The 14443-nt window shown below is 64.7% G+C and carries 12 protein-coding genes; 5 read left to right on the forward strand and 7 right to left on the reverse strand.

The features are described from left to right. Nucleotide 1: 1 nt before the first annotated feature. Nucleotides 2-475, reverse strand: coding sequence for a dUTP diphosphatase (gene dut / locus SB749_RS18080; RefSeq protein ID WP_410711519.1), 474 nt, complete (start codon nucleotides 473-475; stop codon nucleotides 2-4). A gap of 64 nt (nucleotides 476-539) precedes the next feature. On the opposite strand from dut, the gene SB749_RS18085 reads away from it, so the two are divergent. Further along, entirely contained in the window at nucleotides 540-995 is a 456-nt protein-coding gene (locus tag SB749_RS18085) for a DUF3093 domain-containing protein (RefSeq protein ID WP_410711520.1), read from the forward strand. A gap of 132 nt (nucleotides 996-1127) precedes the next feature. Here SB749_RS18085 and SB749_RS18090 read toward each other — a convergent pair whose 3' ends face one another. Further along, entirely contained in the window at nucleotides 1128-1427 is a 300-nt protein-coding gene (locus tag SB749_RS18090) for a DUF4193 domain-containing protein (RefSeq protein ID WP_101546971.1), read from the reverse strand. Nucleotides 1428-1714: 287 nt separating this feature from the next. Between SB749_RS18090 and SB749_RS18095 the strand changes: the two genes are divergently transcribed. After that, a complete protein-coding gene (locus SB749_RS18095) occupies nucleotides 1715-1942 on the forward strand; it encodes a hypothetical protein (RefSeq protein ID WP_173152927.1) in 228 nt (75 codons plus the stop codon). 66 nt (nucleotides 1943-2008) lie between these two features. On the opposite strand, the gene SB749_RS18100 is transcribed toward SB749_RS18095, so the two are convergent. Next, nucleotides 2009-3121: a ferrochelatase gene (locus SB749_RS18100; protein WP_410711521.1), complete on the reverse strand. Its 1113-nt coding sequence runs from the start codon at nucleotides 3119-3121 to the stop codon at nucleotides 2009-2011. A gap of 297 nt (nucleotides 3122-3418) precedes the next feature. On the opposite strand from SB749_RS18100, the gene sepH reads away from it, so the two are divergent. After that, on the forward strand, nucleotides 3419-4540 hold the full coding sequence (sepH, locus tag SB749_RS18105) for a septation protein SepH (protein WP_410711522.1): 1122 nt from the start codon (nucleotides 3419-3421) through the stop codon (nucleotides 4538-4540). 2 nt (nucleotides 4541-4542) lie between these two features. Here sepH and cydC read toward each other — a convergent pair whose 3' ends face one another. From cydC to SB749_RS18120, 3 genes are read right to left on the reverse strand one after another with little or no spacing between them, the layout of a single operon-like run. Continuing rightward, on the reverse strand, nucleotides 4543-8049 hold the full coding sequence (gene cydC / locus SB749_RS18110; protein ID WP_410711523.1) for a thiol reductant ABC exporter subunit CydC: 3507 nt from the start codon (nucleotides 8047-8049) through the stop codon (nucleotides 4543-4545). Then, complete coding sequence (cydB, locus tag SB749_RS18115; RefSeq protein WP_410711524.1) at nucleotides 8046-9068, reverse strand: cytochrome d ubiquinol oxidase subunit II; 1023 nt, start codon at nucleotides 9066-9068, stop codon at nucleotides 8046-8048. The genes cydC and cydB overlap by 4 nt, the downstream gene beginning before the upstream one ends. A 12-nt stretch (nucleotides 9069-9080) precedes the next feature. Continuing rightward, nucleotides 9081-10652 (reverse strand): cytochrome ubiquinol oxidase subunit I, encoded by a 1572-nt coding sequence (locus SB749_RS18120; protein ID WP_410711525.1) that lies wholly within the window; start codon nucleotides 10650-10652, stop codon nucleotides 9081-9083. Between the two features lie 243 nt (nucleotides 10653-10895). On the opposite strand from SB749_RS18120, the gene SB749_RS18125 reads away from it, so the two are divergent. Together SB749_RS18125 and SB749_RS18130 are read left to right on the forward strand one after the other, a co-directional pair. Continuing rightward, nucleotides 10896-11258 carry a BlaI/MecI/CopY family transcriptional regulator gene (locus tag SB749_RS18125; RefSeq protein ID WP_092013109.1) on the forward strand — a complete coding sequence of 121 codons (363 nt, stop codon included), beginning with the start codon at nucleotides 10896-10898 and terminating at the stop codon, nucleotides 11256-11258. A gap of 18 nt (nucleotides 11259-11276) precedes the next feature. Further along, nucleotides 11277-12170: a M56 family metallopeptidase gene (locus SB749_RS18130; protein ID WP_410711526.1), complete on the forward strand. Its 894-nt coding sequence runs from the start codon at nucleotides 11277-11279 to the stop codon at nucleotides 12168-12170. A 75-nt stretch (nucleotides 12171-12245) separates the two neighbouring features. On the opposite strand, the gene SB749_RS18135 is transcribed toward SB749_RS18130, so the two are convergent. Then, a complete protein-coding gene (locus SB749_RS18135) occupies nucleotides 12246-14357 on the reverse strand; it encodes a type IIA DNA topoisomerase subunit B (RefSeq protein WP_410711527.1) in 2112 nt (703 codons plus the stop codon). Nucleotides 14358-14443: the final 86 nt, after the last annotated feature.

A 14443-nucleotide genomic window follows, 5' to 3' on the forward strand; every position in this document is an offset into this window, starting at 1 on the left:
CTCACTTCTCCTTTTCGCTGAGGCCGGCGTCGATTCCGCCGGTGGATCCGAATCCCCCGGCGCCGCGGGCGCTGTCTTCGAGGGATTCGACGATGTCGAAGTCGGCGTGGGCGATCTTCTGGATCACGAGTTGGGCGATGCGGTCGCCGCGCACGACGCGCAGAGGGGTCTTCGCGTCGAGGTTGATCAGCGGCACCTTGATCTCGCCGCGGTAGCCGGCGTCGATGGTGCCCGGCGCATTGACGACCGTGACTCCGTGCTTGCTCGACAGACCCGAACGCGGATGCACGAAGGCCGCATAGCCCACTGGCAGGGCGATCGCGATTCCGGTCGGAACGACACGGCGCTCGAACGGTTCGAGCACGAAGTCGATCGCCGAATGCAGGTCTGCACCGGCGTCGCTCGCGTGCGCGTAGCCGGGCGCGCTCATGCCCGCGTCGAGGAGCTGGAGGTTGATCTTCACGGTTTCCGTCACAAAGATGCACTCTAACGCTCCAGCCTGAGCGTGGCCAAACTTCTCGCTATGGGACAATGGCCGCATGGCAACAACTCAATCCGGAACCCATGTGGTCTATCAGGAGAAGGTCCGCCCCTCGGTCGGCATGTGGATCCTCGTCGTGGTGGCCGCTCTGTCCACGGCGCTCATGGTCATGCCCGTCTGGCAGCTCGGCACCATCATCCTTCCCGTCGTCAGCTTCGTCCTCTTCGCCTGGTGGCTGAATTCGCTGACGCTGACGATCATCGTCACCGAACGGCAGCTGTTCGTCGGCGAAGCTCATATCGATCGCACGTTCGTTCCGGGTGCGGTCGCCTTCGACGGCGAGGAAGCCCGGCAGGCCCGCGGAGTCGATCTCGACGCCCGCGCATTCCTCAAGATCCGCCCGTGGGCGAAATCCGTCGTCCGCATCGATCTCGACGATGCCTCGGACCCCACCCCCTACTGGCTCGTCTCGAGCCGTCACCCCCACAAACTAGCCGCCGCCCTCACCCCCTGATTACTACCTGACGGCGGCCCAGCAACCTCACGCGAGGTTGCTGGGCCGCCGTCAGGTAGTAAGGGGAGAAAAACGGACCGCGACCCTTTCGAGGGCGCGGTCCGTCTTCGGGATTTCGCGAAGAGAGGCGATTCAGCCTGCACAGTCCGTGCAGATGGGGACACCGCCTTCTTCGGTCGCAAGCTGCGAACGATGGCGGACCAAGAAGCACTCCATGCAGGTGAACTCATCGTTCTGCTTCGGCAGAACCCGAACGGAGAGCTCTTCGTTCGACAGGTCCGCACCGGGAAGTTCGAAGCCTTCGGCTACTGCAGTCTCGTCTTCGTCGATCTTGCTCGCCTGATCCTGGGAACGCTGGGCCTTGAGCTGCTCGATCGAATCGCTTTTGATCTCATCGTCTTGCTTGCGAGGTGCGTCGTAGTCTGTTGCCATATGGCCTCATCGCTCTCTGTCCGGAGGGGGTGCCGAAGAGGAGCATCTTCTCCTCTTCCGAGATGTGTCCCCAGCATTGTGCACTGTATGCTTGCCGTTGGCAAGATGGAATGAGCACCTGATGCGGTGATTCTCGTCACCAGCTTGTCCGCATGGACAGAGCACACATAGAGTTCACGAAATGCTCTGCAAGAATGCTTGTGATGGACAGCACCGACAGCACGCTCTGTCGGTCGAATACCGGGCTCGTCCCCTGTGGAGGCGGCCCGAGGAAGGACGGATCCACAATGAGTGAATTCGCTGATCAGCTCGACACCCGAATCGATGATGTCCGTCATCGCATTCACGAGGCCCGTTCCGCCGGTGACGACTTCCTCGTCGAGAATCTCATCGACGACTTGCAGAACCTGATGGAATTGGCCGGACGCAACGATGTCGACACCGGTCCCATCGCCGAGGTGATCCAGGCCGAGACGGGGGCCCTGCCGGTCATCCCAAGCCCCGAGGATCACTGAGAGAGAACACAGAGAAGAACCCTCCCCCACCGCTTCGGTGAGGGAGGGTTCGTTCGTTTCCGGGGATCAGTTCGCCATCGCCCAGTTCGGGTGGGTTGCGCGTTCGATGCGGCCGCGGCAGCAGTCGATGCTGCAGGCTCCGCTGCCGGGCACCAGAGCCTTCGTCCCGGGCAGAGCCGGTGCGTCGACGTCTTCTCCGCGCAGCTGAGACACGCGCTCCTCGACGAGGTCGACGAGTCCCCTGACGAAGGCGTCATGGGTGCCGACGGTGTCGACCCGGGTGAAGTCGAGACCGAGTTCTGCAGCGGTCTCCTTCGCTTCGGTGTCGAGGTCGAAAGCAACCTCCATATGGTCGGAGATGAAGCCGATGGGCACGAGCACGACACCGGTCACCCCCTCCTCGGCGAGTTCGGTCATCCGGTCGTTGACATCGGGTTCGAGCCAGGGCACCTCAGGTGAGCCGGAACGTGAGCAGTAGACGAGTTCGGACGGAACTCGATCGGCCTCATCGATGCGCCCCATGAGGTGGTCGATGAGCTCTTCGTGCTGGGCCCGGTATCCGTTGGTGGTCGCCTCTGAGGCGTCCTGCATGACGTTCGGGATCGAGTGGGTGACGAAGAGGATCCGATGCTTGGCCGAATCGATCTGCCCGACCTTCGACCGGAAATCGGCGAGGCCGTCGCCCAGGCAGTCGGCGCAGGCGTCGGCGTAGCCGGGGTGGTTGTAGAACTGACGGATCTTGTCGATCGAGACGGTGAGACCCTCGTCCTTGAGAGTGTCGATCGTCTTCGCGAAGTCCTCACGGTACTGCCGGCACGACGAGTAGGAGGAGTACGCGGAGGTGTCGATCGAGAGGAACTGCGTGGCGCCCTCCTGTGCCAGCTTGCGCACCTCATCGGTGAGATAGGGATCCCAGTTGCGGTTGCCCCAGATCAGCGGGGTCTCGATTCCGCGGCGATCAAGTTCGCCGCGCAGCGCGGCCAACAGCGCCTTGTTCTGATCGTTGATCGGCGACTTGCCTCCGAAACCGAAATAGTGCTCCCCCACCTCCTCGAGCCGTTCCTCGGGAATCCCGCGGCCGGCGGTGACGTTGCGCAGGAATGGAACCACTTCTTCTGGGGCCTCCGGTCCTCCGAATGACATGAGGATCAGGGCGTCGATGGGTGCAGTCGTATTCACGTACCCGATTTTACAGACTGCAGAACCACCCGGCCCGCTGTCCGCACAGTGAGCCGCGACCACTCACGGTGCAGACGCCTGGCGGAGGGTCTGTCGCCCTCCCTCGCCGGTGTCGTGGCGACGCCGTCCGAGCCGACGCACGGGTTCCCTTCCCGCACATTCGTGGCCGGTCTCACAGATTCGCACCCCTGACGGTCGATCCGCCCCGTGATTTCGCGACTCGCGCGGAAATCTGCCCGGCACGACGCGCCGAACGTGACACGATCTTTAAGAGACGCGACAAAGGAGCTTAAGGCAATGCGTGAACTGATCTTGAACGGAGTCAACGCAGACGGCACCCATCTGCTGTTGAACGACGAGAACGGGCTTCAGTACCGAGTCGTCCTCGATGAGGCTCTCTTCGCCGCGGTCCGCAGGGACCGCTCCCAGCCCAAGTCCGAGACTCCCGTGCGCCCGAAAGAGATCCAGGCCATGATCCGCGGCGGCATGGACGCCGAGGAGGTCGTGGCCGCCACCGGTGCCGACATCGAATATGTGCGCACCTATGAAGGTCCCGCGATGGCCGAACGCGAACGCACCGCCTACCTCGCCAGCCGTCATCCCATCTATTCCGATCATGATCCCAACGGTGAACCGACTCCGCTCATCGAGCTGTGTCAGGAACGTCTGGCGATGCGCGACGTCGATATCGAGACGATGGAGTGGGATTCCTGGAAGCAGCAGGACGGCAACTGGTACATCCAACTCAGCTTCACTGCCGCCGATCGCGTCCGTACCGCCAGCTGGCATTACTACCGCCGTTCGCTGACCCCGATCGACGATGAGGCGAAGTGGCTCGCCGATTCCGGTCCCACCGACACGGGCCCGATCCCGAACTACGGCAGCGGTGCCGAACGACAGAGGAACACCGAGGAGGTCGATGTCCTCCCGGCGACCGATCAGTCGTCTGCGGCGATCGCCGCAGACGGACCGGTCCGTCCCACCGCCGGTTCGGCTCCGTCGCAGCAGGCCCGCGATCATCAGGCCGAGACCGGCCGGATTCTGGAGAACCTGCGCAAGCGCCGCCACGCCGAGGAGGAGCCGCGGACCCGTCTGCGTGCAGTCACTGAGGATCCCGAGACTCACCCGCAGGGAGCGCACACCGCTCCGGGCCAGCCCGAAGCCGCCACCGATGACGAAGTCTTCGCCTTCGAAGATGCGGCTCAATCTCCCGAGGAGCCGCAGGAGCCGACCGAGAAGGTCGGTGTCTTCGACGACGAGAATCAGCTCTCCCTGCTCAATGAGCCCGGAGTGAGCGATCACGACGACCAGTTCAAGGACTCCGCCTCGGCGAAGGATCCGAAGCCGAAGTCGAAGAAGAACTCACGTGCCTCGATCCCGAGCTGGGACGAGATCATGTTCGGGTCGAAGCGGGACTGACCTCAGACTCTCGAGCGTTCGGCCTCGGAACCGCGTGAGCCGAGGTCCGCTGCTCCCGGTTCGACTGTGCCGAGGTCGACGACCTCATCACCGTCCGCGATCAGTCTCCTGTCATGGGTGACCATGACGGCCGTGCGGTCGCCCAGGCTCCCACGGAGATCGTCGATGAGCAGCCGAGCCGTCTCATCGTCAAAGTGTGCTGTCGGTTCATCGAGGACGATCACGTCGGCTCCGGTCAGCAGGGTTCTGGCCACCGCCAATCGCTGTCGCTGACCGCCGGAGATCTCCGCTCCGTGGTCGCCGACCCACCGGTCGAGCCCCTCGGCGTCGGCCCAGTCGCTCAGCCCTGCCGCTCTCAGCACGGAGATCATCTCGTCGTCCCCGGGAACCGACCGCCCGGCGAGTGCGAGATTGCCGCGCACGGTGGAGCGGAAGACGTGTGCCTCCTGAGGACACCAGGCGATGCGGCCGACGAGACCCTCAGGTGAGTAGGTGAGCATATCGTGGTCGGTCCCGCTCCGGTCACAGGCACGGTAGCGGCCGGACCAGGGGTCGAGGAACCGCAGGAGCACACTCAGGCTCGTCGTCTTACCGGTTCCGCTGTCACCGCACAGCACGGTCCATCCGCCGCGTTCGGCTCTCAGGTCCAGTCCTGCGACGACAGCCTGGTCGTCCCATCCGACGGTGATGTCGTCGAATGCGAGGGCGTCGACGTCGGCGAGCTCGTTCTCGGGGCCGGACCGGAGCGACGAGTCGTCGATCTCTCCGACCGTCGTTCCGGCGGCGGGTGCCTGCACGACGACGTCGTGCCCCGAGGCCTCGGCTTCGCGGTCCTCCGCACTGTCTGCATCTGGCAGACAGTCCAGTGCCGATCCCAGGGCGGGCAGCTGGCGAAATGCGTCGAGCGCCGAAGCGAACACTTCACTTAGTCCCAGTGCCATGAGGGACAGCACCGCGACGATCTCTGTCGGAGCATCCGTGGACACGGCCAGGATGACTGCGGTGGTGAACGTGCTCAGCTGCAGCCACAGTTGGGCGAGCCCGAAGTTGCGGGCAGAGGCCTTCTGCTTCTTCTCGAGGTCGGCCTCAAAGCCGGCCAGCAGGCCGAGAACTGCAGAGTCGACCCGGTTCGTGCGCAGATCGTCCTTGGCATGCAGGGCGCGAGTGAGCACGGACAGGATCCGGTTGCGGTCCTCCCTGATTCCGTGCGCCAACCGGCTCTCTGCCCGGATGACGAGCATCGGGACGATGACGAGGTTGATGGCGCCCACCAGGACGAACCAACCCAGCGACCTCACGTCGAGAAGTGCCGCGGTGATGCTCACGCCGATGACGACCATGGTGGAGACAAGAGGCGGGAACAGGGTCCGGGGCACCAGGTCGCGGACGTCGTCGGCGTCGGCGACCATGGCGCGCAGCGCCGAATCCGAGGTCAGCAGACGCCGATCGCTCATGCCGACGCGTTCGAAGCGCTTCCACAGCCGGGTGCGCAGTTTCGTGAGCGCGGCGAAGATCGCCGAGTGGAGTCTCAGCCGGCTGACGTAGAGCAGCACGGAGCGACTGAGCCCGAAGAAGCGCACTCCGACGATGGCGACCATGAGCAGCATGATCGGCGGCTGGTACGAGGCTTCGACGATGAGCCATGCGGAGACGGCGGTCAGGGCGATGGCCGCGAGGCTGGACGCGCAGGCGGTGAGCGCGGCTACCAGCATGGTCGGGGTGAACAGCGGCAGGCTCGAGCCCAGAATCGACCAGCGACGTCGCAGTGCAGCTGCCCAGGATTCGCCTCCGGAGTGCTGCGCCGAGGTATTCGGGCTCGGCTCGGCGCCGGACCGAGGCCCGGGCTCGAGACCCGAACCCGTCCATTCCGCCCAAGCCGGAGCTTCAGCGCGCGCCTGTGTTGCAGGCGCGTCGGCGGCGTCGGTTCGGGCCTGATCCGCGGTCACGGTCGCCTTTGAGTCCGCTGGTACAACGTTCTCTGCCGCTTCGACGTGCGTCTTCTCCGGGCGGATCTCTGTGTCGGCCAGTGCGCGAACCTGTTCGTCATGACTGGCGAGGATCACGCGGTGGGTGGCGGCCGCCTCGGCGATCATGTCGATGACGATAGCCGCATTATCGGCATCGAGGTGGGCGGTCGGTTCGTCGAGGACGAGCAGCTGCGCTCCGTCACCGAGGCGGGGCCGCACTCGCACGAGGGCCAGCCGACGCTGTTGGCCGGGGCTCAGCGCCGTCGTCTGCACCCGCAGATCAGTGGGCAGTCCAGCGGCGGACAGGGCCGTCCGAGCTTGGTCGTCGTCGAGACCGAAGAGTGCCAGTTCGGCACCGATGGTCTCGGCGAACATCCGTGGAGCCTGCGGCACATAGGCCGCGCTCATCGGATCGACGGCGGTGTGTGCATCGGCCGGCAGGCTGCCGACCAACGCACCGAGCACGGTCGTCTTGCCGGTTCCGGACCTGCCGCTGATCGTCGTCACTCCCGGCCGGGTGTCGATGACCCCCGACCACGTGATGAGTGTGCCGTCGGCGTAGAGGACCCTCTGCTCCCCCGGCCGGACGGGGGTGTCGAGTGCGTGTGCCTCCGCACCGGCCGCCTGTGTCTCCGACAGCAGCGCCCGAGCTCTCTCCCGGGCTTCGCGTCCGTTCTCGCTCGCATGGTAGCCGGCCCCGAGTTCCCGCAGCGGGATGAAGCATTCGGGTGCGATGAGCAGGACCAGCAGGCCATCGCCGAGGTCCATCGACCCGTTGACCAGGCGCAGGCCGATGACCACGGCCACGAGTGCCACGGAGATCGTGGCGATGAGTTCGAGGGCCAAGCTGGAGAGGAAGGCGATGCGCAGCGTCGAGAGGTTCGCCTGTTGGTAGCGCTCCCCCAGTTCCCGCAGCCGGCGCGCGTGATCGCGTGAACGGCCGAGACCGATGAGGACGGGCAGCCCCTCGGCGAGTTCGGCCAGGTGATCCGACAGCCGCTCCAGAGCGGCCATGGTCTCCGAGGTCGACTCTGCCGTATAGCGGCCGATGAGCACCATGAACATCGGCACCAACGGCAGGCACACCGCGATGATGACCGCCGAGAGGACATCGCTGAAGACGATGCGCACCAGCAGCACGATGGGCACCACCGCGGCCGCGGTCAGGGCCGGCACCACCGTGGTGAAATAGTCGTCGAGATCGTCGATTCCGCGGGTGACTGTGACCGCCGCATTCGTCCGCGGGCGTCCCCGGCCGCGCAGCAGACCGGAGAGGATCGAGCGCCGCAGACCCTGTTTCGAAACGACTGCCAGGCTGGTGCCCAGACTGCGGTCGAGCCAGAGGCCGCCGCCGCGCAGCAGCGCGCCGAGGGCTCCGAGGATCACCCACAGTCCGGGCGCGCTGTGGCCGATGATGGCTCTCACCAGGGCTTCGGCGATGAGGACGATTCCCACCGACCGGCACAGGGCGGAGAGCACGGACAGTGCCAACCCCCGCCGACCGGTCGGCAGCTCGAGCAGGATCGACAGGGGCGAGCTCACGATCGGATCGCCACCGGCAGCTTGTGAGCTTCGGGGATGTGGGTCTCGGCGATGCGGCCGAGGAACATCCGGTAGCTGAAGATCTGGTAGGCGATGATGATCGGCAGGATCACGATCGTCACGATGAGCATGACGTTCAAGGTGTAGTCCGACGAGGATGCCGCAGCGATCGTCAGCGAGTTCGCCGGGTCGATCGTCGAGGGCAGGACGTTCGGGAAGACACCGGCGAAGACCGCGGCCAGACCGGCGATGAGGTAGATCCCATGCAGGAGGAAGGCGCGCTTTTCGGCACCGGCGCGGACCGCAACGAACGCGAAGATGAGGGCGGCGATCGCGATGAGCACCGGGACGATGAGCCAGGTCCGCTGGGTGATCGAGGAGGCGAACCAGATGAGGAACGGAATCGCGGCCGGCAGCATGATCCGACCGGCCCAGCGCCGCGACCGTGCCCGGACCTCGCCCTGGGTCTTCAGACCGAGGAAGATGAGCCCGTGGGCCAGGGAGAACCCGAGGCCGCCGAGTCCGCCGACGAGCGCCGGCCACGACATCCAGGCGAAGGCACCGCCGATCATGTCGCCATGATCATTGAGCGGCAGCCCGACGGTCGTCAGTGCGAGCATCGCACCGATGCAGAAGGCTGTTCCCGCCGATCCCACGGCCAGGGCCCAGGTCCAGAAGGACTTCCACCTCTCCGAGTGCCCTTTTCCGCGGTATTCGATGGCCACGGCGCGGAAGATCAGCGCGAGCAGGCAGATGGTCAGTGGAATGTAGAGCGCGGAGAACAGTGAGGCGTACCAGTGCGGGAAGGCGGCGAACATCGCTCCGGCCGCGGTGATCAGCCAGACCTCGTTGCCTTCCCAGACCGGACCGATCGAGTTGAGCAGAACGCGCTTGCTGCGTTCGCTGCGGCTGAGGAAGGGCATCATCATGCCCACGCCGAGGTCGAAGCCGTCGAGGAACAGGTATCCCATCCAGAGCACGACGATGAGGACGAACCAGATTGTGGCGAGGATTTCCATCGTGACCTTCCCTCAGTACGCGAACGACAGGACGTCGTCGCCGTTGTCGGTGATCGTGGGTTTCGTATTCGTCTGGTCGAGTTCGGGCATCGCCGAGGCGACTCCCCCCTTCACGTACTTCGTGATCAGCCGCAGTTCGACGACCATCAGAATTCCGTAGACGGCAGCGAGGCTGATCAGTGAGAACAGCAGCATCGCCGGTGTCACCTCGGGCGACAGCGCCGCCTGGGTGTACATGTACACTCCATCGAGCTGAGCCGGATTCGGTGCGACGACGAAGGGCTGGCGCCCCATCTCGGTGAAGATCCATCCGGCCGAGTTCGCGAGGAACGGCGCCGTGATGGCCAGGACGAATCCGCGGCTGAGCCATTTCGACTCGGGCACCGTGCCCTTGCGGGCCAGCCACAGTCCGATGACGCAGACTCCGGCGGCCAGGGCGCCGAATCCGATCATCATGCGGAAGCCCCAGTAGGTGACGATCATGATCGGCTGGTAGTCGATGGGTTCGCCGGCATGCTCGCCGTACCGCGGGTCGTCGGGGATATGCGTGCCGTAGCGCTCCTGATATTCGGGCAGCAGCGTCGTCACTCCGTGGACCGGGGTGTCGAAGTCGCCGTTGGCCAGGAAGGACAGCAGTCCGGGGATCTCGAAGATGTTCTGCACTCCGTCGCAGTCGTTCGACGACGGGTCGGCGATCGTGAGGACGGAGAATTGGGTGCCGTCGTGGCAGGCCGCCTCGGCGGAGGCCATCTTCATGGGCTGCTGATCGAACATCAGCTTGGCTTGGACGTCACCGGTGATCGAGACTCCGGCGAAGGCGAGGACGCCGACGATCGCGCCGATGCGCAGGGATTTGATCCACACCGCATGGTCCGTCTTGTCCCGTCCGGGAAGCTCCTTCGAGGAGCCGACGATGACCTTGCCGTCGGCACCGACGGTGTCGATTCCGGCCTTGCGCCGGTGGTAGAGGTGGTACCAGGAGATGCCGAGGAGGAAGGATCCGCCCACTGCCAGGGCACCGAAAATCGTGTGCGTGAAGGCGGCGATGGCGGTGTTGTTGCCGAGCACCGCCCAGACGTCGGTCATCACGGGCCGGCCGTCGACCATCTCGACGCCGACGGGATGCTGCATCCAGGAGTTCGCGACGATGATGAAGTAAGCCGAGATCCATGTGCCGATGACGGCCAGCCACAGCGAGCCGAGGTGGACCGCACGAGGCAGTCGGCCCCAGCCGAAGATCCACAGGCCGAGGAAGGTCGATTCGAGGAAGAAGGCCAGCAGAGCCTCCAACGCCAGGGGTGCGCCGAAGACGTCGCCGACGAATCGGGAGTATTCGCTCCAAGCCATGCCGAACTGGAACTCCTGGACCAGGCCGGTGGCCACGCCCATGATGAAGTTGATGAGGAAGAGCTTGCCGAAGAACTTCGTGCTCCGCAGGTACACCTCGTTGCCGGTGCGGTGGTAGATCGTCTGCAGGACCGCCACGAGCATGCCGAGTCCCAGGGTCAACGGCACCATCCAGAAGTGGTAGACCGTTGTGATTCCGAATTGCCACCGTCCGATGAGGACCGGGTCCAGCTCCATGGGTGCTCCATTCAGGTTTCACGCGAGCAGTGTTTCTACGTCACGTAGAATTCTACAGTTCGTAGAAACGCCGCCCGAGCGGTTTCATCATTCAAGACTCCCGGTTCCAAGTATGCTCTCGGGCAAGCTCCCCTGACCAGGGTCGTCCCTCTGCCGGTGCTCACGTGTCTATGTGGAATTCGACAGCCTGTAGAGATATACTGGAGCGATCAGACCGACAAAGAAATTGAGGGCGAAAGAACTGTGGGAACACTGGGTGAACTCGAACGCAGCGTCATGGACGCCATCTGGGTCCACGACGACGGGTTGAGCGCCGCCGAACTCCGCGAAGTCCTCTCGGATCGCGAGCTCGCGCTGACAACGGTCCATACCGTCCTCTCTCGACTCGAGAAGAAGGGCTTCGTCACTCGCGATCGCAGCATCCGTCCGCATCGCTACGTCGCGGTTTCGACCCGTGAAGACCACGTGGCGGAGCTGATGACCGAGATGCTGTCTCAGGCACCGGACCGTCAGGCTGTCCTCGCTCGCTTCCTCGGCACCGTCTCGGAGGCCGATACCAAGGCGCTGCGCAATCTGCTCGGGCGCAATCACTCGACGCAGTCCTGACCCAGGCCGGTCACCTCAATGACCATCGTGGGAATCGTTCTGGCCGTGCTGGCTTTTCTGCTGGCATGGCCTATTCCTGCGGCCCTTGCGCGTTTCCGCGGTGACCCGATCTCCGAGGTCGTCCTCTGGCAGGCAGTCGGACTGTCCGGCGGCCTCTCCCTCATCGGCGCCGCCCTCGCTTTTGCTGTCGCCCCGGGAACGACGAGTCTCCCGCAGGGACTCTTCGACCTCATCCGGGGCAAGGACCACACTCAGCTCTCACTCGTGGCCTGGATCTTCCTCATCATCGCCGTGCTCCTCATCGCTCGTCTGCTCGGCTGCCTGGTACTGACCCTCTATTCGGCACGGCAGACCCGCCTGCGCCACGACGAGATCCTGCATCTGCTCAGCGAACCGTCGGTCGCCTACCCCGATACGCGCATCATCACCACCGATGAGGCCGTCGCCTACTGCCTGCCCAAGGGGCCGCGGAAGGGCACTGCCGTCCTGTCGACCGGTCTGCTCAAGGCCCTCGACGAGGATGAGCGCACCGCCGTCATCGCCCATGAGCGGGCGCATCTGGATTTCCGTCACGATGTGCTCGTCATTCCCTTCGCCGCCTGGCATCGGGCCCTGCCGTACTTCTCGGCCACGGCGATCGGACTGAACTCGGTGAATCGGCTCATCGAACTCATGGCCGATGATCAGGCCCGCGACCGTGTGGATCCGCAGATCCTGGCTCAGGCAGTCAGCTCGGCAGCAGCGATCAGCCCCGACCACCGCAGTGATCTCTCCGCTCAGCGCATCCACCGACTGTTGCACCCCTTGGATCCGGCGCGGATCCCCGTGCGGCTGATGTCGATCGGACTGGCCGTTCTGCTGCTGCTCCTGCCGACCTTGCTCATCGTCACACCGTCCGCATTCGGCATCTGAGCCCGGACCGAGAATCGGTCCGGGCTCAGATGAGGCGGTGCTGACTCAGCATAGGTGCCGACTCAGCAATCGAGGTCAGCTGTCGATGCGTTCGGCGTCGAGGACGGCAGCGCCGGAGACGATGAATTCCTTGCGCGGCCCGACCGAGGATCCCATGAGAAGTTCGAAGGTGTTCTCCGCCATCTCGGCATCGGCCATCGTCACCCGACGCAGGGTGCGCATGCCCGGGTCCATGGTCGTCTCGGCCAGCTGGTCGGCATCCATCTCACCGAGGCCCTTGTACCGCTGGATGGGCTCCTTGTAGGTCTTCTTCTGCTTCTCGAGCTTCTTCAGCAGAGCATGGAGCTCGGCTTCGGTGTAGGTGTAGACGATGTCGTTGGGCGTTCCGCGCTTCGTCACGACCTCGACTCGGTGCAGAGGCGGCACGGCTGCGAATACGCGACCGGCCTCGACCAGCGGCTTCATGTACCGGAAGAACAGAGTCAGCAGAAGAGTGCGGATATGCGCTCCGTCGACATCGGCGTCGGTCATGATGATGACTCGGCCGTATCGGGCGGCGTCGATATCGAAGCTTCGTCCGGAGCCGGCGCCGATGACCTGGATGAGCGCTGAGCATTCGACATTGGCGAGCATGTCGGCCAAGGTCGCCTTCTGCACATTGAGGATCTTCCCCCGGATGGGAAACAGCGCCTGGTGATCGGAGTTGCGGGCGGCCTTCGCCGTCCCCATCGCCGAGTCCCCCTCGACGATGAACAGCTCCGTGTTCTCCACCCCGTTGTCACGGCAGTCGTAGAGCTTCGCCGGCAGCGACGAGGCTTCCAGCGCGGTCTTGCGTCGCTGGTTCTCCTTGTGGGTGCGGGCGGAGATGCGCGACTTCATCTCGGCCACGACCTTCTCCATGAGCACAGCGGCCTGCTGCTTCTCTGCACGCTTGGTCGAGGCAAGCACCTCACCGAGCTGAGACTCGACGGTCTTCGCCACGATCTGTCGCACTGCGGCGGTGCCGAGGACCTCCTTAGTCTGCCCTTCGAACTGGGGTTCGGCCAGCTGCACGGTGACGACGGCGGTGATGCCGGCGAGCACATCGTCCTTCTCGAGCTTGTCCTTGCCGACCTTGAGTTTGCGCGCGTTGGCGTCGACTGCCTTGCGCATCGCCTTCAGGCAGGCCTGTTCGAACCCGGCGAGGTGTGTGCCGCCCTGGGGGGTGGCGACGACGTTGACGAAGGACTTCAGCTTCGTGTCGTAGCCGGTCCCCCAGCGCAGAGCGATATCGACGCCGACCTCGCGTTCGACTTCCTTGGACTCGAGGTGACCCGAGGAGTTGAGGACCGGGACGGTCTCCTTGAAGGTTCCGGTGTTCTGCAGTCGCCAGGTGTCGGTGATCGGCGGGTCGATGGAGAGGTGGTCGACGAATTCGGTGATTCCGCCGTCGAATTTGAAGACCTCTTCGCGCTCCTCGATGACGGCTCCGGTCTCGTCCCGGGCGACGCCGCGACGGTCGACGATGCGCAGTTCGAGGCCGGGCACGAGAAAGGCGGTCTGACGGGCGCGTTCGACCAGATGCGAGTAGTCGAACTGGGCCTTGGACAGGAAGATCTGCGGATCGGCCCAGTACTGGACCCGAGTGCCGGTGGCGCCGCGCTTGGCCTTGCCGACGATGTCGAGACCGGTCGGCTCCTGGAAGGCCTCGAAGGGGTTGTCGGGGCTCGGGGTGCCGGAGGAGTCGTCGAAGCGGCCCGGCACGCCTCGGCGGAAGGACATCTTGTGCACCTTCGATCCGCGGGTGACCTCGACGTCGAGGCGAGCGGACAGGGCGTTGACGACCGAGGCGCCGACTCCGTGCAGTCCGCCCGAAGCGGCGTAGGAGGAGCCGCCGAACTTTCCGCCGGCATGGAGCTTGGTCATGACGACTTCGACTCCGGTCAGTCCGGTCTTCGGTTCGATGTCGACGGGGATGCCGCGGCCCTTGTCGGTGACGGCCACCGATCCGTCAGCGGCGAGTTCGATGAGGATCTCGGAACCGTGTCCGCCGAGCGCCTCGTCGACGGAGTTGTCGATGACCTCCCATAGACAGTGCATGAGACCACGGGAATCGGTCGTGCCGATGTACATGCCGGGTCGCTTGCGAACCGCCTCAAGACCGGACAGGACGGACAGGTGCCTGGCGCCGTAGCTTTCGTCTTCCACACAATTCCTCTCGTTCGATTAAATTCTAATCGCTGCACGCTCAGGACCCTATTCCCTCGGGCTCGTGTCGGGAATCCATCCGGTCG

It is taken from the genome of Brevibacterium sp. SIMBA_078 (genome assembly GCF_046534565.1).
In the GTDB taxonomy this organism is placed as follows: domain Bacteria; phylum Actinomycetota; class Actinomycetes; order Actinomycetales; family Brevibacteriaceae; genus Brevibacterium.

Bases quoted from the DNA above. Each gene is read 5' to 3' on its own strand.
- SB749_RS18130 (WP_410711526.1), top strand. From the start codon at position 11,277: ATGACCATCGTGGGAATCGTTCTGGCCGTGCTGGCTTTTCTGCTGGCA.
- SB749_RS18095 (WP_173152927.1), top strand. From the start codon at position 1,715: ATGAGTGAATTCGCTGATCAGCTCGACACCCGAATCGATGATGTCCGT.
- SB749_RS18090 (WP_101546971.1), bottom strand. From the start codon at position 1,427: ATGGCAACAGACTACGACGCACCTCGCAAGCAAGACGATGAGATCAAA.
- SB749_RS18120 (WP_410711525.1), bottom strand. From the start codon at position 10,652: ATGGAGCTGGACCCGGTCCTCATCGGACGGTGGCAATTCGGAATCACA.
- cydB (WP_410711524.1), bottom strand. From the start codon at position 9,068: ATGGAAATCCTCGCCACAATCTGGTTCGTCCTCATCGTCGTGCTCTGG.
- SB749_RS18085 (WP_410711520.1), top strand. From the start codon at position 540: ATGGCAACAACTCAATCCGGAACCCATGTGGTCTATCAGGAGAAGGTC.
- sepH (WP_410711522.1), top strand. From the start codon at position 3,419: ATGCGTGAACTGATCTTGAACGGAGTCAACGCAGACGGCACCCATCTG.